The organism is Streptomyces neyagawaensis (assembly GCF_023516595.1).
GTDB lineage: Bacteria > Actinomycetota > Actinomycetes > Streptomycetales > Streptomycetaceae > Streptomyces > Streptomyces neyagawaensis.
In genome coordinates this window covers 1-26,371 of the sequence record NZ_JAMGBG010000169.1, presented here as the reverse complement: position 1 = coordinate 26,371, position 26,371 = coordinate 1, and the positions used below count along the sequence as shown (strand labels likewise).

Annotated in this window: 17 protein-coding genes and 1 pseudogene; 4 read left to right on the top strand and 14 right to left on the bottom strand. The window is 73.3% G+C overall.

The annotated features are described in order from the left end of the window. Positions 1–96: 96 nt before the first annotated feature. From M8J73_RS40775 to M8J73_RS40735, 9 genes are all read right to left on the bottom strand, one after another. On the bottom strand, positions 97–2,055 hold the full coding sequence (locus M8J73_RS40775) for a putative baseplate assembly protein (RefSeq protein ID WP_055539369.1): 1,959 nt from the start codon (positions 2,053–2,055) through the stop codon (positions 97–99). After that, positions 2,055–2,489 carry a GPW/gp25 family protein gene (locus M8J73_RS40770; RefSeq protein WP_055539368.1) on the bottom strand — a complete coding sequence of 145 codons (435 nt, stop codon included), beginning with the start codon at positions 2,487–2,489 and terminating at the stop codon, positions 2,055–2,057. Before M8J73_RS40770 ends, M8J73_RS40775 begins: the two co-directional genes overlap by 1 nt. 91 nt (positions 2,490–2,580) lie before the next feature. Then, positions 2,581–4,482: a VgrG-related protein gene (locus tag M8J73_RS40765; protein ID WP_055539367.1), complete on the bottom strand. Its 1,902-nt coding sequence runs from the start codon at positions 4,480–4,482 to the stop codon at positions 2,581–2,583. Then, on the bottom strand, positions 4,482–5,207 hold the full coding sequence (locus tag M8J73_RS40760) for a CIS tube protein (RefSeq protein ID WP_055539366.1): 726 nt from the start codon (positions 5,205–5,207) through the stop codon (positions 4,482–4,484). Before M8J73_RS40760 ends, M8J73_RS40765 begins: the two co-directional genes overlap by 1 nt. A 16-nt stretch (positions 5,208–5,223) precedes the next feature. Further along, the gene (locus M8J73_RS40755; RefSeq protein WP_055539365.1) at positions 5,224–5,649 is read right to left on the bottom strand and encodes a phage tail protein; all 426 of its coding nucleotides are present in this window, start codon (positions 5,647–5,649) and stop codon (positions 5,224–5,226) included. Between the two features lie 3,706 nt (positions 5,650–9,355). After that, a complete protein-coding gene (locus M8J73_RS40750) occupies positions 9,356–9,514 on the bottom strand; it encodes a DUF6760 family protein (protein WP_099970623.1) in 159 nt (52 codons plus the stop codon). Continuing rightward, positions 9,511–9,993: a hypothetical protein gene (locus M8J73_RS40745; RefSeq protein ID WP_372504100.1), complete on the bottom strand. Its 483-nt coding sequence runs from the start codon at positions 9,991–9,993 to the stop codon at positions 9,511–9,513. Before M8J73_RS40745 ends, M8J73_RS40750 begins: the two co-directional genes overlap by 4 nt. Before the next feature lie 101 nt (positions 9,994–10,094). After that, positions 10,095–10,538 (bottom strand): phage tail protein, encoded by a 444-nt coding sequence (locus M8J73_RS40740; protein WP_055522741.1) that lies wholly within the window; start codon positions 10,536–10,538, stop codon positions 10,095–10,097. 73 nt (positions 10,539–10,611) lie between these two features. Continuing rightward, positions 10,612–12,192: a phage tail sheath family protein gene (locus M8J73_RS40735; protein ID WP_249829767.1), complete on the bottom strand. Its 1,581-nt coding sequence runs from the start codon at positions 12,190–12,192 to the stop codon at positions 10,612–10,614. Between the two features lie 255 nt (positions 12,193–12,447). Between M8J73_RS40735 and M8J73_RS40730 the strand changes: the two genes are divergently transcribed. The 3 genes from M8J73_RS40730 to M8J73_RS40720 all read left to right on the top strand — a co-directional run bounded on the left by M8J73_RS40730 (position 12,448) and on the right by M8J73_RS40720 (position 17,154). Then, complete coding sequence (locus M8J73_RS40730; protein ID WP_055541517.1) at positions 12,448–14,148, top strand: eCIS core domain-containing protein; 1,701 nt, start codon at positions 12,448–12,450, stop codon at positions 14,146–14,148. Positions 14,149–14,239: 91 nt separating this feature from the next. Next, positions 14,240–15,490: a hypothetical protein gene (locus M8J73_RS40725; protein ID WP_055541516.1), complete on the top strand. Its 1,251-nt coding sequence runs from the start codon at positions 14,240–14,242 to the stop codon at positions 15,488–15,490. 221 nt (positions 15,491–15,711) lie between these two features. After that, positions 15,712–17,154 (top strand): hydrolase, encoded by a 1,443-nt coding sequence (locus tag M8J73_RS40720; protein WP_249829766.1) that lies wholly within the window; start codon positions 15,712–15,714, stop codon positions 17,152–17,154. Between the two features lie 101 nt (positions 17,155–17,255). On the opposite strand, the gene M8J73_RS40715 is transcribed toward M8J73_RS40720, so the two are convergent. From M8J73_RS40715 to M8J73_RS40705, 3 genes are all read right to left on the bottom strand, one after another. Then, on the bottom strand, positions 17,256–19,334 hold the full coding sequence (locus M8J73_RS40715; RefSeq protein ID WP_372504098.1) for an ATP-binding protein: 2,079 nt from the start codon (positions 19,332–19,334) through the stop codon (positions 17,256–17,258). Then, positions 19,331–20,008 carry a Pvc16 family protein gene (locus M8J73_RS40710; protein WP_055541039.1) on the bottom strand — a complete coding sequence of 226 codons (678 nt, stop codon included), beginning with the start codon at positions 20,006–20,008 and terminating at the stop codon, positions 19,331–19,333. Before M8J73_RS40710 ends, M8J73_RS40715 begins: the two co-directional genes overlap by 4 nt. Before the next feature lie 142 nt (positions 20,009–20,150). Continuing rightward, positions 20,151–20,825 (bottom strand): helix-turn-helix transcriptional regulator, encoded by a 675-nt coding sequence (locus M8J73_RS40705; protein ID WP_055541040.1) that lies wholly within the window; start codon positions 20,823–20,825, stop codon positions 20,151–20,153. Between the two features lie 371 nt (positions 20,826–21,196). Here M8J73_RS40705 and M8J73_RS40700 point away from each other — a divergent pair, with 371 nt between their 5' ends. Next, positions 21,197–24,220 (top strand): helix-turn-helix transcriptional regulator, encoded by a 3,024-nt coding sequence (locus tag M8J73_RS40700; protein ID WP_249829765.1) that lies wholly within the window; start codon positions 21,197–21,199, stop codon positions 24,218–24,220. A gap of 42 nt (positions 24,221–24,262) precedes the next feature. On the opposite strand, the gene M8J73_RS40695 is transcribed toward M8J73_RS40700, so the two are convergent. Together M8J73_RS40695 and M8J73_RS40690 are read right to left on the bottom strand one after the other, a co-directional pair. Further along, complete coding sequence (locus tag M8J73_RS40695) at positions 24,263–25,630, bottom strand: L-serine ammonia-lyase (RefSeq protein WP_055542093.1); 1,368 nt, start codon at positions 25,628–25,630, stop codon at positions 24,263–24,265. Positions 25,631–25,790: 160 nt separating this feature from the next. After that, a pseudogene (locus M8J73_RS40690) lies at positions 25,791–26,371 on the bottom strand (serine hydroxymethyltransferase); the annotation flags it as partial.

Genomic DNA, 26,371 nt, shown 5'->3' with positions numbered 1-26,371 from the left:
GCGGTGGCGGCGGGAGCGGCGGCGCCGGCGGCCGGAGTGACGCCATGTCCCGGAGCGGCGATGGCCGGGGCGGCGACGATGGCCGGGGCGGGGTGCTCACTGTTTGTCCCCGATCACTCGGACCCGGTGGTCGAAGGAGAACACCAGGGACGGCGGGCTGAGGTCGATGCGGTCGGTGGGGTCGCCCCGTTTGCCGGTCAGCGGGTCCGCGGGGTGGAGCCGGACCTCGTCGACGAGTTCGACGCCCGGCACGCGCTGCAGGACGGCGAAGACCTCGCCGGACTGGACGGGGCGGCCGAACGGCCAGCCCCGGCCGTCGGCGCCGCCGGTCAGGGGGTCGAGGTGGCGGTAGAGGGCGTCGTGGGCCTGCCGCCGGACCCGGTCGGTGTCGGCGCCCCGGAAGGCGTGCACCGTGGCGACGACGGTGACCCCCTGGTAGAACGGCGGCCCCACCGCCAACCGGGTGCCGATCAGGCGCCGTTCGTCGAGATGCCGGGTGATGCGCCGCAACAGCCCGTCACCGGGCACGAGTTGCTCGAAGCGCAGCCGGCCGCCGGGGTCGGGCACGGCCTGCGGGACCACCAGGACCCGTACCGCGTACGCCCCGTGTTCGCCCTCGTCGCCCTCCAGACAGGTGATGCGGGCCGTGTCGGGGGCGGCGCGCCGCGCGAGTTCCTCGTAGTCGCGCAGGGTGACCGCGCGTTCCTGGGCGCGCAGGGTGATGGGCGCCCGGACCTTCGCCTCCTCCACCGTCTCCCCGTCGACACCGCCGCGTGCGGCCTCCCGGTTGACGACCTCGGAGACGTACGGGATGGAGGTGCGCAGGACCTGGACGGCACCCCGGGCGACGTTGCCCGCGCGGCCGCCGCCGGTGCGGTAGCGGCGGGCCCGGATGACGGCGCCCTTGGGCGCCACGGCCCCGTACTGGCGCAGGGAGCCGTCGGGTTCGCGGACCGCCGGGCCGAAGGCGATCTCACCGGTGGCGGCGTCGAGGGTGATGTGCCGGTCGTACGGGGTGGACGCGGCGAAGGAGGGCACGACCTCCCAGTCGGTCCAGCCCTCGTGCTCGGCGGTCTGCAGCAGCACCGGCGGGGTGTCGCCGACGACGGGCGCGTGGGCCAGCCGCAGCCGCTGGCCCGGCAGGCCCGTGGACTCGCCGAGCGCCTCGTCGTACACCGTCTCCGCGTGCACGGCCGTGGTGGTGCCGCCGAGGGTGAACGCCTCGGCGGCGCGCACGGTCGGGGAGGTGGTGTAGAAGGGCTGGTCGGGGTGGGGCTCGGTGACCCGGCAGCGCAGCCAGCCGGCCTCCTGGCCGCCGGTCCGGGACAGGGTGTGGCCGCCGGGCATGTGCAGGACGACCGCGCCGGGCCGGTTCAGGCCGCCCGTGCCGTCCCGGTCGACCTCGCACGCGGCCCAGCCGTCCTCCGTCCACGCCTCCCACACCAGCGGCGGCTGCCGGGGGTCCACGCCGACACCGTCGACGCGGCTGTCCAGTTCCAGCGCGACCGCGCACGACGGGACCGCCGCGCTCAGACCGAGCAGCATGCAGTCGCCGGGCCGGGGGGCCTCCGCGAAGCACATCAGGTCCTTGCCCTCCGCGAGGTCGGCGGTCCGGTCGGTGACCGGCTCACCGCTGAGCTGCACCACCAGGTGCCGCAACTCGCACGGTACGACGGTCAGTTCGCGCTCGGTGGCGAAGACCACCGCCTCCTCGCTCTCGGTGCGCACGGTGGCGACCTCGGTGCCGAGGGGCATCAGCACCGGCTCCTCCTGCGGCGCGGAGAGCCAGAACGTGACGTCCGTACGGGCGGCGGACGGTGGGAACAGCGTGATGCCCACCAGGTCCAGGAAGGCCAGGTGGTTCTTCTCCGGCACCCGGTTGAGCCGGTAGACGATCTGGTCGGCCATGTGGGCCACCGTCTCCACGAGGGTGACACCGGGGTCGGAGACGTTGTGGTCGGTCCACTCCGGGGCGCGCTGCTGGATGTAGCGCTTGGCGTCGTCGACGAACTGCTGGAAGCGGCGGTCGTCGAGGTTGGGGGAGGGCAGGGCCATCAGCGGTCGCTTTCGGGAGCCTCGGACGTCACGTCCGGCTCGTCGTGGGAGGGGATGACATAGAACGGGAAGACCAGGCTGCGCGGGTTGTTGGTGCCACGGATCGCGTAGCGGACGTCGATGAAGAGCACGCCCTGCTCGGCGCCGGCGGTCACCTCCACCTCGCTGACCTCGATGCGCGGCTCCCAGCGGTCGAGGCTCGCGTACACCTCGTGCTGGATCCGGCCGGCGGTGGCCTCGTTGACCGGGGCGAACACCAGGTCGTGGATGGCGCAGCCGAACTCGGGGCGCATCGGCCGCTCACCGGGCGCGGTGGCGAGGATCAGCCGGATGGCCTCCTCGATCTCGCGCTCCCCGCTGACCAGAGCGATGCCTCCGGTCGGCCCGATGCGCAGCGGGAACGCCCAACCGGACCCGACGAACTGCTCGGCCATCTGCGGGCCGGCCTCCCTTCCTGACGTATGTGTGTGTCTGCGGCCGCTTCGGTGTCGGACGTGCGTGACGTCGCGGCGCCGTTCTCGGCCCTCACCCGAACGGGTACTTGATCTGGTTGACGAAGAACCCGCCGAAGATGTCGACCTTGACGGCCTTGAGGCCCAGCTGGCCCACGGCGTTGATCTGCACGGTCCCGGCCGCGTTGACCGTCGTCGCGCCGGTCGCGCTGAGGTTGAGGGCGCCCATCGCGGAGACGTTGACGGCGCCGGCCAGCGAGCGGAGACCGACCAGCCCCTGGCCCTGGAGGGTGAGCGGTCCGCCGCTCCTGATGGTCACGGACCGCCGCCCGCTCAACGTCAGATCCGTACCGGCGTTCACGGACACCGACGTGCCGCCCTTGATCCGCACGGCGCCCTTGCTGTCGACGGTGATCTCGGTCTTCGTCCGGTCCAGGTTGACGATCAGCCGGTCGTTGCCGGTGGCCAGCCGCACGCCCTGCTTGCGCAGGCCCGTCTGCTGGCTGAGCAGGTCCACCCGGTTGCCGTCCCGGTCGGACAGCGTGTGCCGGATCGCCTTCTTCTTGACCGGGTCGTGCAGCCACACGTCCTTGACCGGCGTCGGCTTGTCGACCCCGTTGTAGAGGCCGCCGATGACGAACGGGTGGTCCAGCGTGCCCCGGTCGAAGGCGACCAGCACCTCGTCGCCGACGTCCAGCGGGAAGATCCCGCCTCCGCCCTTGCCGCCCCACTGCACCGTCCGCGTCCAGTCGCTGACGTACGTGTCGTCCAGCCACGGGAACTGGAGCTTCACCCGGCCCTGCTTCAGTGGGTCCGCGACATCGGTGACCAGCGCGTTGGCCACACTGGGCAGTCTCGGGGCCGCCGCGGAACCCCCCGAGGTCAGGCCGAACAGGGAGCGCCACTGGCGGCCGCTGACCGTCACGAACGTCTCGTAGTGGCTGCCGTCGCCGAAGGTGTGCCGTACGGCGGTGCACGTGTACTTGCCCTCGAAGGGGGTGCCCACGTCGGTCAGCGTGATCGGCACCCCGGGCCGCAGCTCGGGGTTGCCGCGCACCGTCACCTCCAGTTCGGCGAACGCGGAGGTGATGTCGTCGGCGAGGGAGCTCGCCGCGTGCGTGACCTCGGCCTGGACGTCGTACGGATGGTCGGTCTCGACGAGCTTCGCGGCCTTGAACGGGTTCGCGGCCTTCTGCGGGGTGGTGCCGATGGCGACACCGGGGCTGGTGGCCGCCCTCGTCGTCGCCGTGAGCTTCTTCTTCGTGGTCACGTTCCAGCCGCGTGCCTCGACCTTGTCGACCTGGTCGGCGGCGGTCACGGCGGCCCGGCAGCGCAGCACGTCGACACCGGCCTGGAACACGAAGGGACTCTTCTCGCCGGGGGTGCTCGTCGCGGGCGCCCCCGACGCCGGCTTCGGCTCGACGAACTGGAACTTCCCCTTGGAGTCCAGCGACATCACCATCTCGTTCTCGTCGGCGAGCCGCGCCAGGAAGTCCCAGTCGGTGACGTTCGACTGACTGATGAACTCGTAGACCGTCTTCGTGCCCTGGATCCGCCCGACCGGGATGCCGTTCGTCGAGGCCAGCTTGCGGGCGATGTCGGCGGCCGTCTGGTTGCGGTACGCGGCCACCCTGCGCACCCGCATCAGCCGGTGCCCCGGGTCGTAGCCGCGGACGACGGTGAACGTGCCGGTGCCGTCGTAGTCGGTCTCCATCCCGGTGACCTCGCCGGTGAGCAGCGGGGAGCCCGCGCCCTTGCCGTCGGCGACGGACGCGATGACCACCAGCGAGCCGAACCTGATGTTCAGCTTGCCGAGCAGCAGCCCGTGCGGGTCGCGGAACGTCAGCCGGAACGCGCCGGGCACCCCGGCCCCCAGGTCGACCCAGCCGCCGACGAGCAGATCGGCGTACTCGGTCGGCAGCTTGTTGCCGTCGATGGTGACGTGGACGACGTTGGAGTGGGACGGCTTCACCATCAGAGACCCACCTCCTCGGCGGCCGGGAGGACGAGGACGACACCGGTCGTCAGCCGGGTCGGGTCGTCGATCCCGTTGGCCTCGGCGATCGCCCGCCACGCCGCCGCGTTCCCGTACTCCCGCCACGCCAGCGACTGCAACGAGTCGCCCGCCACCACCCGGTGCACGCTTCGCGCGGTCAGCGCGCCCGAGGTCGGGTTCTGGCCCTTGGTCTTGGTGGGGATCTCGTGCAGCCGGACCTGACACGTGGCCCGGATCGGCACGCCCGTCGTCCCGAACAGGGAGTACGTGGCGTCCACGGAGCTGACGTACGCCGTGAACCGGGCCGTGGAGAACGCCCCCCACTGGAACTCCACCCACGGCGGCGAGGGCTGCTTCGCGGCGATGCTCTTCGACGTCACCTCACAGCACCCCATCAGCGACTCCACCTTCTTCAGCACCGTGGTGGCGCCCGGCTTGGCGGAGGAGTCCAGGAAGATCTCGACGGTCATCTCACGGGGCTCCGGCCCCATGAACTCCGGTACGGAACCGTCGCGTACGGCCGCCGTCGGCGTCACCTTCCACAGGGCACGCCGGCTCAGCTGCAACTGCGCCGGGTTGAAGTCGAAGGCGAACGTCTCGATCAGCGCGCCCTTGCTGGTGCTGTTGCCGACCGGCGGCTCGTGGATGGCGAGCGTGGCGCGCACGAGGCTCTTGCCGGCGCCGCCCTTGGTGCCCCTTGCCATGGTCTGTCCCGCCCCCTCAGTCCGTGAACCCGTGGTGGGTGATCTCCAGGACCTCCGTGGCGACGCTCGGGTTGGCCGGGTCCAGGGTGGGGCCCTGCCAGCTCACCGGCAGCACGTCGATCAGCCCCCAGTGCGCGACCTCCGAGCCGTCCGCGCGCAGCGCGGCGATCTGGGCGGTCGGCCGCTTCACGCCGGTGGCGACGGACGAGATCCACGCCGCGACCTTCGCCGTGTCCGGCGTCAGCGGCCTGGTCAGCCGGATGGTGGAGAAGGTGACACGGGACGGCAGCTGCCAGACGAACCCGTTGTTCCCGCCCTCCTGACGGTGCTCGATCTCCACCGTCGACGAGAGTCCCTCGCACCCGTTGAAGTACCCGAGGCTCTCGCCGTCGATGGTCAGCGTGAAGAAGATGGTGGAGCCCGGGTCGAGATCGCGGGGCATCGGGGGCGGCCTTTCTGGGGGCTTGGGGCGGTGGTGCGGGGGCCGGGTGGCGGGTGGCGGCCGCCGGGGGCGTGGTTCGGGGTTCCGGGGCGTCGGGCGTTCGGGGCTCGGAGCTCGAGGTTCCGGGGCTCGGGGGCTGGGCTGGTGGGGGTCAGTGGCGGGGGTCGCGGAGTCTGCCGATGCGTTCGCGGTCGAGGCGGAGTTCGGTACGGACCAGCCGGGTGATCCGGCCGATCAGCCGGTGAGTCAGCTCGTCCAACTGGAAGTCGCTCAGCGCACGGGGGTCGAACTGCCCCTTGGGGATGGCGACGTACTCGGGAGGGGCGTCGGAGGTACCGGTGGATTTGTTTGCTGCGGCAGTGGTTGCGGTCGTGGTCGCGGTTGTGGTTGCGGCTTGGGCTGTGGGGCCGGGGGTGGTGCGGTGGGCGGTCACTGGGGAGACGGCGGTGGTGGTTTGGGCGGGGGTGGGGTGGAGGGGGTTGCGCTGGAGGGGGGTGGGCTTGGGCTTGGGTGCGGGGGTGCCGGGCTGCGGGCTGGTGGTCGGGGGTTTGGGTGGGTTGGGCGACTGCGACTGCGACTGCGGTTGCGGTGGCGTGGGGGTGTGGGGCCTGAGGGGGCTTCGCTGGATGGTTGGCGGTGTGGGGCGTGCGCTCGGCCGTGAGGCGGGTGCGGGAGGGAGTGCCGGGGGGCTGCCGGGGAGTGGGGGAAGGGTGGCGCGGGGGCGCTCGGGCCTGGCGGCCGAGAGGCGTTGGACGGCAGGGGCTGCGGCAGGGGGCGGTGTCTGCGGGGTGCCGTGCTGGGGGGCGGGGCGGCGCAGGGGTACGGCGCCGGGGGTGGCACTGCGCTGGACGGCGGGGGGTGTCGCGGGGGGCATGGACGAGGTGAGGGCGCGGGTGGGGGTGAGAGGGCGGACCGGGGGTGGTGTGGTCGTGCGTTGGACCGGGGGGTGGGGTTGGGGTGTCGGCGTGGGGGGCGGTGTGGCTGGGGCTGTGGGGGTGCCTGCTGCGGGGGCGGCCGGTGCGGGGAGCGGGGAGTGCTCCGGGGCCGTGGGGGAGGCGGTGGTGGGTGCGGGTGTGCCGGGGGCGTGACTGGCTGTGGCACCGGCCGCTGCTGTGGTTGTGGGGGTGGTGGTCGGGCCCGCCGGTGCCGGTGACTTCTTGGTCGGCGTCGGCTTGGAGGGCGGGGGAGTTGTCTGGGTGGCAGGTGACGGCACGTCGACGGAGGTCGGGGCGCCCAGGCCCATGCGCCGGGTCGGGCCGGTGGTGCTCCGCTGTAGGGGGCGGGGGGTCGGGAGCGGGGGAGTGCTGGGCGCGGCGGGGGGCGTCGGCGTCGGGGCGCTCAGGCCGGTGGCTCGCGCGGGGGCGCCGTGCTGCTGGGGCGTGGACCTCTGGACGGTCGACTTGGTGCCGTCGGGTACGGCGGTCATGGCACGGGGGCCTGCCAGTGTGGCGGCAGAGGGGGTGGCCGATGAGCCGGTGGTCGGTGCGGCCGGGGTGGCAGGCGTGGCGGCAGGGGCACTGGACGAGGTACTCGGGGTGACCGTCGACCGCTGAACGCTGAGTGCGGCGTTGGTGGTTGGTGGGAGAGGAGGACGCGGGGCGTCCAGGTTGGCCTTCGAGTTGGTCGGTGTCGGTGCCGGTCCCTGTGGGGCGGTCGCGGCCATCGGGCCGGACGAGTCGGTTGGCGCCGGACGGCCGGGAGTGGTCGTCGTTGGCGTGGGAGCGGTTGCCGTTCGAGCAGGGTGAGGCTGCGCGCCGGTGGGTTCGGCCGGCGTACGGTTGCCGGGAGCCGCGCTCCGCTGGACGTCCAGCCGTCCGCCGACGGGGCCCTTCGACCCAACGCCGGGCCCGTGCGCGCCGTTGCCGTTGTCGTCGCTGCCGGGCGAGTCGGCGGAGGCAGGAGGCGGCGTACCCATCGGGTGGCTCGACGCCCGTTGGACGTCGGCCACTTGAGGGCTCGGCTCCGCAGCCCTCACGCCGTGGTCGCCCCCTTGCGCTGTGTACGGGACGGCCGGGGTCGGCGTACCTGCGCGGGGCCCGACCGCCGAACCGCCGTCGGGCTGAGGGGCCGCTGACCCGCGCCCCTCGCCCACGGCGTTGCTGCGCACCGGCTGCGCACCGCTGGGGCCGGCCGCCGGGCGAGCGGGTTCGCGCGTCGCCCGCTGAACCGTGGCCCCCGTACGACCGCTCTCAGCGACGGGCCCGCCAGGGCCGGTCACCATACGGTCGGAAACAGCGGCCGACGTGCCGTCGGGAGCGGCATCGGGCTGCCCACGGAACACGGCAGCCGGGCCACCGGGGCTCGCCCCCATCCCACCGGAATCAACGGTCGAGCGCTGGACACCGGTACGCCCCGCCGTACCGCCACCGCCCGCCGTGGCGCCGCCAGTTGCCGCCGCACCCCCAGCCGGGGCCACACCGCTGCCGGCCGCTCCGGTGTCGCGCCCCGATGGCGAGGCGCCCGAACCGCTCGGCGACAGCATGCCGCTGCCAACCGGCGCACCGGCCGAGACGCCGAAGCCGTTACCCGGAACTCCCGTCACTGAGCCGTTGCCAGGTTCAGGACCAGGACCATGCGTCACAGCGTTGCGGCCCTCGGAGGCGACGGCCGTCAGGGAGCCGTGGTCTGGAACATCCGCAGTCGAGCCGTTGCCCGTGACGCCCGGTGCCGTGGAGCTGGCACCCAGCACGCCTGCCGTCGTGGAGCCCTCGCCGGCAGCGCCCAAGGCAGCGGGGCCACTCGTCTCCCCACCGGGCCCCGGCCCCTGGTGTCGCACCGCCGGAAGCGCGCGCCGCTGCACGGCGGGCGCTGCGGGGCCCTTCGTCAGCAGAGGCGGCCGAGACGCGTGTGGACGGGCAGGCGGAGTCACCGGAGCAACGCGGAGCCCCACAGGCCGGGAAGCCCGGACGGAATGCGCGCGCTCCGCACGCTGCACCGACCGCTCGGCACGCTGCACGGCCCGACCACCGTCAGCCGCCCGCCTGCCCACAGTCGGCCGCACACCCTCGCTCGGCCGATCAACCCCGGCCGGCCGCACCTCACCGGGCGCAGCGCTGATCGAGTCGCCGTACGTGCCGCCGTACGTGCCGTTGTTCACGTCGGCGGGAGCCTCCCCGGCCGTGCCGAAGCCCGCCCCCTGGCCCAGGGGCTCCGCGTCGGCCCTTGCCACCGGCAGGGTGAGCGAGGGCAGTTCCAGCCCGGACGTGGGCCGTGCCGAAGCCGTGAGGACACCCTTGATCAGCCCGCTAGGGGCGTCGGGCAGGACGGCGTGCGACAGCGACCCGGTGAAGGACGGGTTCTGCCAGGTGGTCAGCCGCCCGCCGAACCCGGCGTCGGCGACAGCCGCGTCGCGCACGGCGGCCCGCTGGATCGGCGCCAACCGCGCCCAACCGGCCACCGAGACACCGGAGTTGCTCGTAGGCACCGAACCCCCGGCAGCCACCGAGTCGCCCAAGGGCCTCGAACCCTCCGCAGACCCCGAACCCTCCGCAGGCCCTGGACGCTCCGCAAGCCCTGGACCCTCCACAAGCCCAGACCCCCCGGCACCCGCCGAACTCCCGGCACCAGCCAGACTCTCGGCACCCGCCGAACTCCCCCCGGCATCAACCCCGCCCCCCACGGAGCCCCACTCGGCAGTCCCCTGCCCCCTGTGGCCCCGACCCGCAGGACCCGAACCACCCCTGAGGCGGTCGAAGAAGCCCACCGCTCAGACCTCCGCCCCGCCCCTGGTCACCAGGGACGCGATCTGTTCCGTGAAACGGCGACGGTCGGGGTGTTCGAGGTCCAGGATCTCCTCCAGGCTCCAGTGGAAGTGGTAGGCGACGTACGCGATCTCCTCGTGCAGCCGGTCGGTCGCGTACGTCACGATTCCCCCAGGCGGCTCCCGCCGAGCTCGACCTCGAAGGGCTCGGAGCAGTGCGGGCACTCCACGGCGGCACGGGTGTGGCCCTCCGCGTTGACCTGGCGGTAGAAGTCCTGAAGGAACGCCAGGTCGGAGGCGAACATGTTCTCCACGATCCCGTCGTGCACCATCGGCAGCGTGCCGAGCCGGGTGATGACCCGGCCCAGCAGCACCACCGACAGGTACGCCGGGTTCTCCTGGACGCGGACGTCGCGCAGCGGGATCAGCTCGTCCCGGGCGGTCGCGAGACGCATCACGCCGTCCCGGTGGACCGTCCCGGACTCGTCGACGTAGCCGCGCGGCAGCTCGAAGGGGAACTCCGTCCGCAGCTGCTGCCGCACCGCCACCGGCTCCGGCACGGAAGCCGGCCCAGGGGCGGAGGTAGGGGCGAAGGCACCGGGAGAGGCCGGGCCGTCCGCCACAGCCGCCGACCCGGGGCCCATCCCCGGGCCCATGCCCGGGTGCATCCCCGGCCCCGTTCCCGTCCCCCCGCCCGGGCCCGCCGCAGGCGCCCCCAGGGCCGTACGTCCTGCCGTACGCCGCATTACTCGATGACCAGTTCTTCGAAGACGATGGTCACGGTCTCGGTGAGCGCGGACGCCTCACCGGCCTTCAGGGTGCTCGCGTCGACCTTGCTGCACCAGGCGTTGCGCATGTTGTAGCGCTTCACCGGGTTGTTCTGGAAGTCCATCATGATGATCGACGCGTTCTTGCGGGCCGAGCTCATCTGCCCCGCGATCGAGTCGTTGATCCACTGCGTGAACGACGCGGACTGCGTCATGCCGCGCACGACGGTGCACTGCCCGCTCCGCTGCACACCGGGCAGCAGGTTGACCTCGGGGCGGCCCTGCGCGGAGTTCTGCTGGTAGGTGATGACGTCCTGCTCCAGGGAGAGGCCGCTGACCTCGGCGAGGTACTCGACCATCACCCCGTCGATCTGGAGGCCGAAATTGTGTGAGGTGAGGCTGTCGGCCTGCATGAGACTCATGGGTTCGCTGTCCTTCTAAGGAGTCGCGTGAGAGAGGGAGAGGGAGGGGGCGGGCTGGTTCGGAGGGGGTCGCCTACTCCTCCAGCTCCCCGCTGCCGCTGGAGAACTGGGCCAGCCGGAAGATCACGAACTCGGCGGGCTTCACCGGGGCGATGCCGATCTCGCAGATGACCCGGCCGAGGTCGACCGACTCCGGCGGGTTGGTCTCCTCGTCGCACTTGACGTAGAACGCCTCCTCGGGCCGCTGGCCGAAGAGGGCTCCGCCGCGCCACTCGTTGACGAGGAACGCCGAGACGTTGCGCCGGATCCGGGCCCACAGGGCGTGGTCGTTCGGCTCGAACACCACCCACTGGGTGCCGATCAGGATCGACTCCTCCAGGTAGTTGAAGTACCGGCGGATGTTCAGGTAGCGCCAGGCCGGGTCGGAGGACATCGTGCGGGCGCCCCAGACGCGGATGCCGCGGCCGGGGAAGGCGCGGATGCAGTTGACGCCGACGGGGTTGAGGAGGTCCTGCTCGCCCCGGGTGATCTGGAGTTCGAGGTCCACGGCTCCGCGTACGACCTCGTTGGCGGGCGCCTTGTGCACGCCGCGCTCGAAGTCGTTGCGGGCCCACACGCCGGCGACATGGCCGCTCGGCGGGACCGTGCGGGACTGGCCCGACGCCGGGTCGAAGACCTTGATCCACGGGTAGTAGAGGGCCGCGTACTTGGAGTCGTACCCGGCGGTCTCCTGCCGCCAGACCCTGATCTGCCGGGCGTTCAGGCCGGGCGGCGGGTCGATGACGGCGACCCGGTCGCCCATCAGCTCGCAGTGCGCGATGAGCCCCAGCTGGACCGCCTTGACGGCCTCCAGGTCGATCGCGCCGCGCTGGTAGGCGGCCATCAGGTCGGGCACGGCCACCATGGAGATCTCGTCGACCGCCTCCAGGCCCCCGAAGCCGGTGCGGTCGGCGGAGTCCCCGAGGTACTCGCGCGGGCCGGGGTGCGTCTCGTCCGCGCCGCTCGCGGCGGGCGCCGGGGCGGGGGCGGCGGGGGCCGCCAGCGCCACGGTCTGGTTGTCGGGGCGTACGAGCTGCGCGGCGGGCGCCGCCTCCTGGAGGGAGATGAGCTTGGAGCGCTCCTTGACCTGGGTGACGACGTAGTTACGGCCGCCCTTCTTGGCCGTCACGTCGAAGGTCTCCACCGCCTTGTCGCCGTCCTTGACGACCAGCCGGAACCGCTCTGCCGGGCCCTCGCCCTCCGGGTCGGTGACCTCGACGCTCAGCGAGCCGCCCGCGATGGCGGCCACGCTGAAGGTGCCCAGCCGCTGCGGCTCACCCGCCGGGAGGGCCGCCGGGGCGGCGGAACCGGTGACGGCGGCCGGGGTGCTGCTCCCGGCCGCCCCACCGTCCGTGCCGCCGACACGGACGACATACGCGGCGCTGCCGCCGTTGTTGAAGAACCCGTACACCGAGTGCGCCAGGTAGTACCCGTCGGTGAACTCACCGAAGGCGGCGACGTACTGGGACCAGTTGGTCACCAGGGTCGGCTCGTTCAGCGGGCCGGTCGGGGCCAGGCCGACGAAGGCCGCCACCGAGGTCCCCACCCCCTCGATGGGGCGCGAGCCGCTGGCCACCTCCTCGACGTAGACGCCGGGCGACAGGTAGGACGGCATGCTCTGCGCTCCTCGGGGTACGAGACAGTTCGTCTGTCACCCTCACGCGCGAAGCGCGTCCCTCGAAACGTCCTCCGGTGCCTGTCCGGGGGCACTCCCGTTGCCCACAGGGGCATCCCACTGTGCCTGGGTGACCGTCCGCCCACCCGCTCTGCCCGCGAGGCTGCCCTCGTGGCTCTCCCGCGGCCGGGGCGGCCTCCGGTAGCCCTGGGAGCACGTACGTCCGGTACGTACCCAGGCCGTCGAGGGAGCCCCGTGCGCGCGCAGGACAAGGAGACCGACCAGACCCGAGGGCGGTCCGGCGCGGGCCGCACCCCCGCGCCGGGCCCCGCCGCCGGACTCCTCGCGCTGCAACGGGCGGCCGGCAACGCGGCCGTGGCCCGCGCCGTCGAGGAGCAGCGGCACGAGCACGACGCCCACTGCGGGCACGGCCCGTCGGCGCAGCGTTCGACGGTGCAGCGTTCGACGGTGCACGAGGTGCTGCGCTCACCGGGGCAGCGGATGGACGAGCCGCTGCTGAACGAGATGCAGGGCCGGTTCGGCGGCCAGGACTTCAGCGACGTACGCCTCCACACCGACGCGGCGGCCCTGGACTCCGCCGCGCAGATCGAGGCGCAGGCGTACACCTCGTACCCGCACGTGGTGTGGGACGGCGGCGACAAGGAGGTCCTCGCCGAGGAGTTGCACCACATCGGCCAGCAGAAGCGCGGGCCCGTGCCCGGCACCGACAACGGCGACGGCCTGATGATCTCCGACCCCGGCGACTGGGCCGAGGTCGAGGCGCGGCAGGCCGCGCGGGAGGCGATGAGCGCACCGGCGCCCGTGCAGCGGTCCGCGGCCGAGACCGCCCCCGTGCGGCGCGACGGCGGGGGCGCGGGCCGGCCGGCCGTGCAGCGGTCGCCGGCCGCCGGCTCCTCGTCCAGGACCAGCGGCGGCCGGGTCACCAAGGCGAAGGGGCGGGCCGGCGCGAAGGGCGCGGCCACCAGCCCGACCGACGCGGTCAAGCAGGCGCTGATCGCCCTCGGCTGGGAGACCCACGGCGCGAACCAGAGCCTGACCCTGCACAAGGTGGACCGCTCCCGGGCCACCGACGAGCAGAAGGCGGCTGCCGCGGGCACCAGCAAGAAGGGGCAGATGTACATCCCCTCGGAGCAGGGCGTGGCACCCCGCAGCTATGCCGGTGAACGCACCAAGCAGGTGCTGCGCTGGATCTCCACGGTCGTCAACCGGGCCATGCTGCAGAAGAACGAACGGCCCGAGGAGGTGCAGGCGGGCATGGAGGTGACCGAGGCCCCGGACGTGGAGGCCGCGTTCAAGCTGTTCGTCTCCACCAACCGCGTCAAGGTCAACAACGTGCTGCGCGAGGGCGCGGGCACGAAGGCCGCCAAGGAGTACATCGTCGAGCTGCTGGAGACGGTCGTGGGGCAGACCGACCGCGAGACCCGGCACATGAAGAAGCTGAGGAGTCTGCTCGCCAAGGAGGCGGAGTCCACACCCCCGGAGTTCTGGGAGGTCCTCCAGGCGCTCACCGGGCCGATGACGGTGCCGGTGCCCACGAAGGACGGCAAGCACGCCGAACGCACCATCATCGGCGCCGCCGCGCCGGGCAGCATCTCGGACGACCACATCGCCGGCGTGAAACGCCCCTGCGTCAGCTGCTTCATCGAGCTGTACGCGGGCTCGGCGATCCGGCCCGGACCGGCGTGGGTGAGCGGCGCCGCCAACACCGACATCGCGGACTTCAGCGTCGAGAAGGCGGCCCAGCTCGCCAAGCGGATCGACGACACCGTGAGCGGCACGTTCGCCACGCTTCTGCTGCGGTGCGAGGAGCACGACGGGGAGACGACACAGGTGCCCGTCGGGGCGACCTGGGACTACAACACCGACTCCGACTCACCGGCCAGCTCCAGCGACCGCGAGCCGGACCCCGCCGACCGCATGGACACCAGCGCCTGACCCTCCCGGCCGGCCACCTCTCCGCCTCTCCGCTTCTCTGACACTCCGCACCTCCGTACTCCTCATCTCCATTTCTCCAGGGGACAGCCGTATGCGAGCACACCAGGACCACGATCCCGGCCGGCAGCCGCGGACGCCCTCGCCCCGGGCCCCGCTCACCGCGGCGCGCGCCCCGTCGGTGCTGGCCCTCCAGCAGTCGGCGGGCAACGCGGCCACCGTGCGGGCGATGCGGCAGGGGACGGCCGGCCCGGTGGTGCAGCGGGCGGAGAAGGACGGATCACCGACCCGGCCGTCCTCCCAGGGCTCCGACCGGTCGTCGGGCTCCGGGAAGTCGATGACCCCGGCGGACGCCCGCAAGATCCGGTTCATCCAGGACAAGCAGCAGCTGTGGAGCCGGATCAACGGCATCCGAGCCCTCGCCGAGATGGACTCCTTCAAGCAGGGCGTCACCGCCTTCCTCGCCAACATCGAGCGGGACCTGGAGAAGGCCGACACCGACGAGACGACCCCGATCGACCACGCGGCCATCGGCGCCGTCATCGCCGGGTTCCAGCACCGGACGGTGCAGGGCAACAAGGTCCAGTACTCCTGGTACAAGCAGAACCAGACCAAGGAGGGCTTCTTCGACATCCTGGACCGGCACGCCGACGCCTCGGCGCAGCACGGCCAGCTCTGGTCGAAGATGGGCTCGGCGCAGGCCACCGAGGATGTCAGCGTGGGCCGCGGCACGGTCCTGGAGGCGTCCATCCAGGGCCGTATCTTCGACGGTCTGCTCTTCGGCCTGCCGAGCTGGAGCGCGTCACCGGCCCTGGGCGAACTGTGGCGGCTCCTGTCGCAGACGTACGTGGAGGGCCTCAAGGGCTGGGTCACCGCCCATGTCCTCGACGGCACCACCCAGAAGAGCGTGCTCACCACGATCGAGTGGCCCCGGCTCAAGGGTCAGATCGCGGCCCACCAGGTCGACGGTCTCGACATCATCGTGTACCGCGCGGTGCCCGGTCCGGGCGGCTCCGACCACGTCCTCGTCCCCGTCGAGTCCTTCCCCGTCCGCACCCAGGACGAGTTCGACGCCGTGCCCAAGGCTCCCGTCGACGGCACCGACGAGACGGCCCGCAAGGAGTGGGAGCGGACGCAGCGCCAGGTCGACCTGGAACAGCGCAAGGCGCTGGTCCGGGTCTACTCGCGGGACGACGAGATCGAGCGGATGAACCACTACGTCACGGAGGTGCTCGGCAGGAAGCACGGCCCGGGGCTCGTCTTCCGCACGTCCACGACCCCCCGGAACACGCCCGCGAGCACGTTCGCGCCGTCCCCGACCGGCTCCGGCCCCGGCTCTCCGTGACGGCTCTCCATGACCCATGACGACCAAAGGGGCACCACCCGGCGCCCGTTGGGGAACGAACGGTGCCCAGGAGCCACCTGACCGGCGGGATCCCCCTGGCTAGCGTCCAGGTGGTGAGCCTGTGGACTTCCCTCGAACCCCGTCCGCGACTGTGGACCCGGGTGCCACGACACACTGATGACCAGGAGTGGCTGATCGCCCGCTCCTCGAAGGGCTGAACGTTGAACCTGTGGACCTCCCTGGAACCCCCGTCGGCCACGGTGGATCCGGGCGCCAGCACGACCGTGCGGCTGAAGCTGCGCAACACCGGCGACGTCGTCGACGAGTACCGATTCGAACCGGTGGGTGACATCGCGCCGTGGGTGACGGTGGAGCCGCAGTCGCTCCGGCTGTATCCGGGGACGACGGGGACGGTGGAGCTGTCCTTCGCCCCGCCCCGGACGTCGGACGCCACGGCGGGGCCGAACCCGTACGCGGTGCGGATCACGCCGACGGAGCATCCGGAGGCGACGACGGTTCCCGAGGGGAACCTGACGATCACGCCGTTCACGGAGGTCCGCGCGGAGTTGGTGCCGCCGACCGTGAAGGGCCGCCTGAGGGGCCGCCCGAAGCTGGCGGTCGACAACCTCGGCAACACCAAGGTGACCGCGTCCGTCAGCGGCAGCGACACGGGTGATCAGCTGTCGTACGACATCCACCCGAGCAATGTGCAGATCGAGCCCGGCCGGGCCGCGTTCGTGAAGGCCACGCTGAAGCCGCGCCAGATCATCTGGTTCGGGTCGAAGGAGGAACGGCCCTACACCTTCGCGGTGAAGCGGTCGGGGGCCGTGCCCCTGGACATCGAAGGCACCTACGTCCAGCGGGGCTTCCTGCCGGGCTGGCTGGCGACCTTCCTCGGGCTCCTCCTCGCGCTGGCGATCACCTTCGTCATGCTGTGGATCACCCACAAGCCGCAGGTCCGCAGCACCGCCACCGAGAAGCTCGACAAGGCCGCCGTCAGCACCGTGCCCCCCAGCCCGCAGGCACCCCCCTCGCCCGCGCCGCCGCCCACCTCCAGCGCTCCCGCCGCGCCCCCGCAGACCGCCGAGCCGGAGAACGAGGGCGGTGGCAGCGGCGGCAACGGCGGCGGCTCGGGCGGCGGGTCCGAGGAGAAGAAGAAGGCCCCGAAGCCGACCGCGGCCACCGCGGTCCGCAAGCTCGCCGCGACCGATCCGGGCGGCAAGCACATCTGCTACCGGGCCTTTGTGGCGGGCAAGGGCTGGACCGCACCGGAGTGCGACGGCGACATGGCCGGCACGGTGGGCCAGAACCGGCCGCTCACGGCCCTGAACATCGCGGTGTTCGGTGTGGGCGGCACCGCCAGCGCCGCCTTCGTCCACAACCCGCAGTCCACCGACGGCAAGGGCCACTACGTCGAACCGTGGTCCGGCGCGCCCGACGGCAGCGACAACTACATCGGCGACAGCAAGAAGGACGCCCCCGCCCTGCTGGGCTTCACCCTCAACGTCGACGACGGCGGCCGTCCGGTCTGCCAGGCCGTCCACCAGCACAACGAGGGCTGGGCCGGCATGGCCTGCGACAAGCCGAACGAGGGAGACCGCTGGACCTTCGGCGGCACCCTCCGCAACGACATCTGGGTGGAAGCCGTCCGCTTCACCGTGTGAGACACCGCCGGCCGGGCTGCGCCCCGGTGACCCCGCTGGCCCCGGGCGTGCGGGGTCGAGGCCGGGCCCGCTCCCCGTACGTTGGCCCGGCCGAACAGCGGCTACCAGCCGCCCTCGCCCGGCACCAGCCGGCCGGCCTTGCGGTACTCGCGCTCCGCGCCGTCCCGCAGGTCGGCCGAGGTGACCCGGTCGTCGCGCCCCGCCGCCGCGTAGGCGGCGGTGACCACCGCGCTGCGGATGGAACCGCCGGCCAGTTCGAAGTCACGGGCCACCCCGCCCGGATCGGTGTCGTCGGCGCATGGCACCGACGCGAGGCTGTGCCGCCACAGCGCCAGCCGCTGACCGGCGTCCGGGAACGGGAAGTCGACCACCATGTCCAGCCGCCGGGTGAACGCCTCGTCGATATTGGCCCGCAGGTTGGTGGTGAGCAGCGCGATGCCGTCGAAGGCCTCCAGCCGCTGCAACAGATAGGCGCTCTCCATGTTGGCGTACTTGTCGTGGGAGTCCTTGACCTCCGAGCGCTTGCCGAACACGGCGTCCGCCTCGTCGAAGAGCAGCACGGCGTCGGTGCGGTCGGCCTCCGTGAAGATCCGTTCGAGGTTCTTCTCCGTCTCGCCCACGAACTTGTCGACGACCGACGACAACTGGACGACATAGAGGTCCAGGCCGAGATCCGCGGCGACGACCTCCGCCGACAGGGTCTTGCCGGTGCCGGACTCGCCCGCGAAGAGCCCCAGCACGCCGTGGCCCCGCCCGCCGCCCGCGCTGAGCCGCCAGTCCCCGAGCACCCGGTCGCGATGCCGGGCCCGCAGCGCGAACTCCCGCAGCTGGGTGAGGGGCTTGTCCGGCAGGACGAGGTCGCCCCAGCCGACGTCGGGTCGGATCCTGCGGGCGTGCCGTTCCAGACCGGACGCCGACTGCTGCCGGGCCGCGCGCCGCAGATGGGCGGCGGTCACCTCCGTACCGTCGAACGCGGCGAGGTCCAGGGCCGCACGGGCCGCCCGCTCGATCCGGTCTCCGCCGAGCCGGTACGGGGCCACGGCCCTGGCCAGGTCGAACCCCGGCCCCTGCGCGCCCGCGCCGAGCGCGGCCGACCAGGCGTCCGCGGCGGCCGCGTACGGGCGGGGCGCGTCGAGGACCAGCGGGTCGACGTCGGCCCACTCGGGGTCGTACGGCCGGGGATCGACGCACACCACGGGCGGGTGAGGGCGTTGGGCGTCGCGCACCCCGGCCGGGAGCAGCGCGCGCAGCAGCGGGCCCGGACGTTCGGGCAGGGGCGACACGACGATCGCGCGTCCGCTCAGCCGGGCCTCGCGCAGCAGCCGGGGGAGGAGGCCGGACCAGGGATCGCCGTCCTGGGCGGGCTCCGGCGCAGGGGTGAGGTGCAGGGCCTCCAGGCCCGCCGCGCGCAGGGCGGCCGCCGCCCACAGCAGCGCGTCCCCCTCGCGGTGCTCCCGCAGATGGACGGCGAGCGGACCGGCGGCCAGCCGGGCGGCCAGTTTGGCGGTGAACGCGCCACCGGGCACGAGCGACTCCGGGGGCGGCTTCAGCGGCCGGACATGAGCGGCGAGCGCGGCGTCCGGGGTGTCGTCGCCGAGCAGATGCGCGACGAGCCGGTCGGGCACGGCCAACGCCCGGCTGAGGAACGGGCGTTCGGGGTCCTCGACGGTCAGCAGGCCGAGCGCGCCGAGCGGCGCCGACGGGTGGAACCGGGCCCGCCCCGCGGCGCGGTGCACCGGCACCCCGCACAGATCGAGGGCGAGCCCCACGCTCGCCCGGCGCCGGCTGACGTCGTCGTTCAGGTATCCGTACAGCTGCTCGAAGGAGCGGTCCACGTCCGGGGCGAGGGCGATGAGCAGGACGGCGGTGTCCAGGTCGGTGAGCCCGAGCCGCCCGGCCAGCCGCGCGAACCGGTCATCCGGCCCGTCGTACACCGCCGCGGGCCCCTCCGGATCCGGCGGCACCGGGACCAGCAGATGCCGTACGGCCTCCTCGGAGAGGTAGAGCCCGCGCAGCGGGTCGGCGGCGGTCGGGTCGACGGCGGCCCGCCGGTCCACCAGCCGCGACACCCGCTCACGGAGCCGGCCCAACCGCACCAGGAGAGGATCGTCGGCGACACCCTGCCGGGCCGCGGCGGGGAGCGTCGCGCCGTCGGGTTCCACGGGGGCGTGCGTGCTCACTCGGCCCGCTCCACCGGGGTCACGGGGCCGCTGCCCGTCGCGGGGGCCGGCGCCAGGTGCCGCGGCCGGTGCCGTCGCTCGGGCGAGTCGGACGGCGTGCCGTCCATGCTGCGGACGCGGACGGCCGCGCCCTCCGTGACCGGGGGACCGGCGTCGTACTCGGGGAAGGCCGGGAAGGGCGCCGTGACCACGAGGTCGAGGGACGGCTTCAGTTCGCCGCCCAGCGCGGACCAGATCTCCGCGAGGGAACGGGACTCGGTGTGCAGCCCCGCCACCGTGAGCGGCACCGACAGCCCCAGCGCGCCCAGCGCGCCCGGCAGTTCGTCCGGCGGCAGCAACTCGCGCGGCAGCAGCGTCGCCAGCACCGCGGAGAGCAGCCGGTGTTCGTCCTGCGGCTGCTTCGTCCAGGCCGTGACCAGGTACGACAGCCGGAACCAGCGGGGCGGCTGACGGCGCCGCACCACGATGTCACGCTCGTCGCGGACGGGCATGTGGCCCCGCTGCCGCCGGGAGACGTCCTCGCGGATGTCGTACAGATACGTGTTGATGGTGGGCGCGTTGCGCCGGGCCGCCCAGTCGCGTGTCGGTGCCTCGAAAGAGACCTCGATACCGGAACCGGCCAGGGCGCCACCCCCGATCAGCCCCTTGAGGACCTCGTCCACCTCGTGGATCACCGTCGTGCTCCCGTGCTGTGCGCCCCGTCGTCCGTCCGTCCGCCGATCGTGCCCCGAGCGGTGCCCGTCCCCGCAGGCACCCCGGGGACGACCCGGGGGCAGAGCACGCTGCCCGGCGGGTCCGATGCGACTGCCTGTTCGATCAGAGGTAGCCTTCCCGGAGGGCATACGCCACGGCATGAGCCCGGTTGCGCAGATGCAGTCGGGTGGTCAGACCATGCATCACGTTCTTGACGGTGCGTTCGGAGTAGGAGAGCTTGCTCGCGATCTCACCGGTGTCCAACCCCTCGGCGACGAGCCGCAGCACGTCGATCTCCCGCGGCACGAGGCCCGACACGGGCGCGCCCGGCCGGCCGGTCACGGATCGCTGCAACGAACCGACCTGGTTGATCAGCCGCCCCAGCAGATCGGCAGGCAGATCCCCGTCACCGCGCGAGGCCGCGAGCACCGCCTGCGACAGCCGGTGCGCGGTCGCCTCGTGGCGCCACACCACCGCCCCGACCCCGCACTCGATGACGTCGAGGAGTTCCGTCTCACGGATCGCGCTCACCACCAGCACCGCCCGCGCGCCGTCGCTGCGCACCAGTTTGCGCAGCGCCGCCAGCAGGGCCTCGTCCGGTGTCTCACCGATCAGGACGGCCACGGTTCCGGGCCTCGGCTCACCGCCCTCGACCAGGTCGATCACCGGGTGTCCGCCCAACTGGCTGAGCACCCCCGCCCGGGAGAGCGGATCCGGGGTGTGGACCACGACCGGGATCCGGCGCCGCGCCACGGTCGTGGCCGTCTCCGTCTCCGCCGTCCGTAATGAGGTGGGCAACCGATTCTCCTGTGTACGCGTGGGGGGAGGCTCCGCCGACGGGTCTACCGGCCGGTTCACCGTGCGGGCCGCGGACCGGGCCGGCCGGCGGAGCCGGATGCACCGCGGGGGCCCAGGTGACCGATGGGCTCGAACCACACTTCTGTGCGCCGACCGCCGTGCGCAATCGTGGAGCACCACGAGATCGACCACGAGATCGGCCACGACACCTCCACGGCGGCCCCCTTCACCACCGCCCGCGCCGCCGTCCCCGCACCGCCGTCACGGACGGCCGGAAAGAGCGCACCGAGTCCGACCGAGATCGGTGCACCACGGCGGGCGTCGGCCCGTCTACCGAACCGAAGACGACACGTCCACGACAGGAGGCAGTGATGTGCGCACCGGATCGGCTCCTCGAACGCCGTGACACCCTGGAGCTGCTGGCTGCCGAGGCCGCCCGCGCCCGCACGGGATCCGGCCGCCTGATCGTGCTCAGAGGGGCCACCGGCACCGGCCGCACCGCGCTCCTGGAAGCCGCGGCGCAGCAGGCGGCGGCCCAGGGCATGCGGGTCCTGCGGGCCCGCTGCTCGCCGGAGCACACCTCCATCCCGCTCGACACCGTCTACCAACTCCTCGCTCACGCACCCGAGTTCGGCGCCGTCGCGGGCGAGTCGCCGGACCCGCCCGGCACCCCGCCGCACCGGGGCAGGTCCGCCCGGCTGTGGCGTCTGCTCCGCTCCTACGCCGAGGAGACGCCGCTGCTGATCGCCGTCGACGACGCGCACCTCGCCGACGCCGCGTCCCGGCGCTGGCTCGTCGAGGCCGTCCGCTGGATCGACCGCTTACCCGTGCTGCTCGTGGTGACCGAACGCAGCCAGTACGACATCGACCCGCCCGCCGACGGCCTGGCGCACGCCCTGTCCTCCGCCCTCGTCCACACCCGCACCCTGGCCCCGCTGAGCCCCGACTCCGCCGCGGAGCTGATCCGTTCGGTGCGGGCCGGCGACACCGCGCCCGAGTGGGTCGCCGACTGCGTACGGGCGGGCGCGGGCAACCCCCTGCTGCTGAGCGCCCTCCTCGACGACCTCCAGTCCACCGACCAGGACCCCCTCCCCGACACCTGCGCCGCCCTGTACCCCGGCTCGTACGCCGCCGCCGTGTCCTGGTGGCTGGACAGCGCCGGGCCCGCCACCATCGAGGTCGCCCGCGCGTTCGCCGCGCTGGACGAGGTCGGCCCCGGCACGGCCGACGCCGACCTGCTCGCCCGGACGGCGGGCGCCGACCCCGGCCGCGTACCGGGCTGGCTCACCGCCATGACCCGCCTCGGTCTGCTCCGCCCGGACCCCGAGGGACGGCCCCGCTACGCGCATCCGCTGCTGCGGGACGCCGTACTCGGCGGGTGGAGCAGCGCCGCACGGCAACGCGCCCACCGGCGGGCGGCCGAGGCGATGCTGCGCCGCGGCGACCACGCCGAGGCCGTCGCCGGGCAACTGCTGCGGGCAGGCCCCGTCGGCGACACCTGGGCGACGGCCGCCCTGCTCGACGCCGCCGACCTGGCCGCCCGCGACGACCGCAGCGACGACGCCCTCGCCTATCTGCGCCGCGCCCTCGACGAGCCGATACCGCCCGCCCGCCGCACCGCCGTCCTCACCGAACTGGGCTCCCTGGAGTACGCGACCGTACGCTCCACGGCCGGGATACCGCGCCTGGCGGAGGCGATGCGGCTGCCCGGCCCGCCCCGCGACCGGGTGCGCGCGGCGGTCGCCCTCGGCACGGCGCTGGCCCGCCGCGGCGACGCGCGCGCCGCGATCGATGTCCTGCGCGGACTGCGCGACGAACACCTGACGGGCCACCCCGACCTGGCCCGCACCGCGCAGACCGCGTCCGCGCTGCTGTCCGACCACGACCAGGGCGTACGGCAGGAGGTGTACCGCCGGCTGCGCGAGACCGCCGAACGGTCACCCGACCTCGTCGGCACGGCCGGGCAGGCCCTCCTGGTGCGCTACGAGTCGACGGCGGGCCTCACCTCGGCGGAGTCGGCCATGGACCGCGTCCGCGCCCTGCTGGCGCAGCCCGCCGACCCGCTGGAGGAGGCGTTCCTGCCGGGTACGGCGGCGGCCGTCGCCCAGTGGGCCGACCAGCTCGACGAGGCCGACCGCCTCGTCCGGCGCGGCCTCGCCGGCCAGCGCACGTCCCTGCTCCACCCCATGCACACAGCCCTGCTGAACGTACGGATCGACCTGGCCGCCGCGCGCGGCGCCTACGACGAGGTCCTCGCCGACCCGGAGGTGCGTCGCCCCGACGGATCCCCGCCGACCTCGGCCAACGCCGTCGCCCACGCCGTCGTCGCCCTCGTCGAGACCGGCCGCACGGAGGAGGCGGCCCGCCTCGCGGAGGGCTTCGACCTCCAGAACGCCCCCGACAGCTGGGAGTTGAACCGCTTCCTCTACGCCCGGGGCGTCCTGCACACGGCCCTCGGCGACCCGGCCGCCGCGCTCGACGACTTCCTGGAGTGCGGCCGCCGCCAAGCGGCGCGGGACGTGGTGAGCCCCGTCGTCACCCCCTGGCGGACCGCCGCCGCCGAATGCCAACTGGCCCTCGGCCGCCCCCGCGAGGCCCTCGCCCTCGCCGAGGAGGACCTGTGCCTGGCCCGCGTCTGGAACACCCCCCGCGTCCTCGGCCGCGCCCTGCGCACCCTGGCCACCGCCACCGGAGGCCGCCGGGGCCTCCACCTGGCCGACCGCGCGGTCCGCATCCTCCACCAGGACGCGCACACGCCGCCGCGTACGGAGGCGGAACCCCACGGCGGAACGACGGGCGAGGCCCCGTACGCCACCGCCGGAGAACCACCGTGCGCCACGCCCGACCGGACGCCGGACGACATCGCCACGAACAGGGAGGGCGCGGACAGCGGAGCGCCGGGCGCGGGCAGAGGGATGCTCGGCGCGGACAGGGGAACGCCGGGCGCGGAGCGAGGGACGCCGGGCGCGGCCGAGACGGAACTGATCGCGGCGTTGACCGCGCAGGGACGGCTGCTCACGGCGGCCGGGGAACGGGCACGGGCCCGCGACGCCCTCCGGGAGGCGGCCGCCCGCGCCGAACGACTGGGCGCGGTCCGCGCCCGCGCGGCGGCGGAGGAGGCCCTGCGCGAGGGCGGTGCCCGCCGTACGACGCCGGCCCTGACCGGCCCCGACGCGCTGACCGCCGGAGAACGCCGCATCGCCGAACTCGCCGCGCAGAGCCGCACGAACACCGAGATAGCGGAACTCCTCCACCTCGCCCGCCGCACCGTCGAGACCCACCTGACGAGCACCTACCGCAAACTCGGCATCCGCCGCAGAGCGGAACTGAGCGCAGCCCTGACCCCACCCCCCGACTCCGCCCGCCCCCCGAAACGGGGCCCCGCCTCCAGATGACCCCCCGACCGGGCCACCGAGGGGTGGAGCGACCAGGGGGCGTCAGCACTCGATGATGTTCACCGCCAGCCCGCCCCGCGCCGTCTCCTTGTACTTGACGCTCATGTCGGCGCCGGTGTCCTTCATCGTCTTGATGACCTTGTCGAGGGACACCTTGTGGGTGCCGTCTCCGCGCATGGCCATGCGGGCGGCGGTCACGGCCTTCACCGCGGCCATGCCGTTGCGTTCGATGCAGGGGATCTGGACGAGGCCGCCGACCGGGTCGCAGGTCAGGCCGAGGTTGTGCTCCATGCCGATCTCGGCCGCGTTCTCGACCTGTTCGGGGCTGCCCCCGAGGACCTCCGCGAGCGCGCCAGCCGCCATCGAGCAGGCCGAGCCGACCTCGCCCTGGCAGCCGACCTCCGCGCCGGAGATGGAGGCGTTCTCCTTGAAGAGCATGCCGATGGCCCCGGCGGCCAGCAGGAAGCGGACGATGCCGTCCTCGTCGGCGCCGGGGACGAAGTTGATGTAGTAGTGCAGGACCGCGGGGATGATGCCGGCCGCGCCGTTCGTGGGCGCCGTCACCACACGGCCGCCGGCGGCGTTCTCCTCGTTCACGGCCATCGCGTACAGCGTGATCCACTCCATGGATCGGGGCAACGGGTCGCCCTCGGCGCGGAGTTGGCGCGCGGAGACGGCGGCACGGCGGCGTACCCGCAGTCCGCCGGGGAGAATGCCCTCGCGGGACATGCCGCGCGCGACGCACGTCTGCATCACCCGCCAGATCTCCAGCAGCCCCTCGCGGATCTCCTCCTCCGTGCGCCAGGCCCGCTCGTTCTCCAGCATCAGCGCGGAGATCGACAGGCCCGTCTCCTTCGTCAGACGCAGCAGCTCGTCGCCCGTGCGGAAGGGGTACTTGAGGGCCGTGTCGTCCAGCTTGATGCGGTCCGCGCCGACCGCCTCCTCGTCCACGACGAAGCCGCCGCCGACCGAGTAGTACGTCTTCGAGAGCAGCTCCGCGCCGGACGCGTCGTACGCCCAGACCGTCATGCCGTTGGCGTGGTACGGCAGCGTCTTGCGGCGGTGGAGAACCAGGTCCTTGTCGAAGTCGAAGGGGATCTCGTGGTCGTCGAGCAGCCGGATCCGGCCCGACTCCTTGATGGACTCGACGCGGTCGTCGGCCGACTCCACGTCCACCGTGCGCGGCGAGGCGCCCTCCAGACCCAGCAGGACCGCCTTGGGTGTGCCGTGGCCGTGTCCGGTCGCGCCCAGGGAGCCGTACAGCTCGACCCGTATGGAGGCGGTCGCGGTCAGCAGCCGCTCCTTGTTCAGCCGGCGCGCGAACATCCGGGCGGCCCGCATGGGACCGACCGTGTGGGAGCTGGACGGGCCGATGCCGATCGAGAACAGGTCGAAGACCGAGATGGCCACGGTGACTCCTCAGAACGGGGGTTGTGCGAGGGGGCGGGGCACCGCGCTCACTGCCCAGTGTGCGCGGTGCCCCGGAAGAACGGCACGGTGTGCCGGTGAAGCCGGGGTCGCATCCGGGAGCGGCGGCCGGAGATCGGACGATCCCCGCCGCCGCTCGGGGTCACTTGCCCAGGGTGGGGTAGAGCGGGTGCTTGGCGGTGAGGGCCTTGACCCGTGCTTTGAGGGCCTCGGTGTCGTGGGACGGCTTGAGGGTCTCGGCGATGATGTCGGCGACCTCGGTGAAGTCGGCGGCGGTGAAGCCGCGGGTGGCGAGGGCGGGGGTGCCGATGCGCAGGCCGGAGGTGACCATCGGGGGGCGGGGGTCGTCGGGGACGGCGTTGCGGTTGACGGTGATGCCGACCTCGTGGAGGCGGTCCTCGGCCTGCTGCCCGTCGAGGTCGGAGTCGCGCAGGTCGACCAGGATCAGGTGCACGTCGGTGCCGCCGGAGAGCACGTTGACACCGGCCGCGCGGGCGTCGGGCGCGGTCAGGCGCTCGGCGAGGATCTTCGCGCCCTCCACGGTGCGGCGCTGGCGGTCCTTGAACTCCTCGCCCGCGGCGACCTTGAAGGAGACGGCCTTGGCGGCGATGACGTGCTCCAGCGGGCCGCCCTGGAAGCCGGGGAAGACGGAGGAGTTGAGCTTCTTGGCGAAGGCCTGCTTGGCGAGGATGATGCCGCCGCGGGGGCCGCCGAGGGTCTTGT

Excerpts from the sequence above, each read along its gene's own strand:
- M8J73_RS40775 (WP_055539369.1), bottom strand. The coding sequence starts at position 2,055 with ATGGCCCTGCCCTCCCCCAACCTCGACGACCGCCGCTTCCAGCAGTTC.
- M8J73_RS40770 (WP_055539368.1), bottom strand. The coding sequence starts at position 2,489 with ATGGCCGAGCAGTTCGTCGGGTCCGGTTGGGCGTTCCCGCTGCGCATC.
- M8J73_RS40765 (WP_055539367.1), bottom strand. The coding sequence starts at position 4,482 with ATGGTGAAGCCGTCCCACTCCAACGTCGTCCACGTCACCATCGACGGC.
- M8J73_RS40760 (WP_055539366.1), bottom strand. The coding sequence starts at position 5,207 with ATGGCAAGGGGCACCAAGGGCGGCGCCGGCAAGAGCCTCGTGCGCGCC.
- M8J73_RS40755 (WP_055539365.1), bottom strand. The coding sequence starts at position 5,649 with ATGCCCCGCGATCTCGACCCGGGCTCCACCATCTTCTTCACGCTGACC.
- M8J73_RS40745 (WP_372504100.1), bottom strand. The coding sequence starts at position 9,993 with ATGGGCCCCGGGTCGGCGGCTGTGGCGGACGGCCCGGCCTCTCCCGGT.
- M8J73_RS40740 (WP_055522741.1), bottom strand. The coding sequence starts at position 10,538 with ATGAGTCTCATGCAGGCCGACAGCCTCACCTCACACAATTTCGGCCTC.
- M8J73_RS40735 (WP_249829767.1), bottom strand. The coding sequence starts at position 12,192 with ATGCCGTCCTACCTGTCGCCCGGCGTCTACGTCGAGGAGGTGGCCAGC.
- M8J73_RS40725 (WP_055541516.1), top strand. The coding sequence starts at position 14,240 with ATGCGAGCACACCAGGACCACGATCCCGGCCGGCAGCCGCGGACGCCC.
- M8J73_RS40700 (WP_249829765.1), top strand. The coding sequence starts at position 21,197 with ATGTGCGCACCGGATCGGCTCCTCGAACGCCGTGACACCCTGGAGCTG.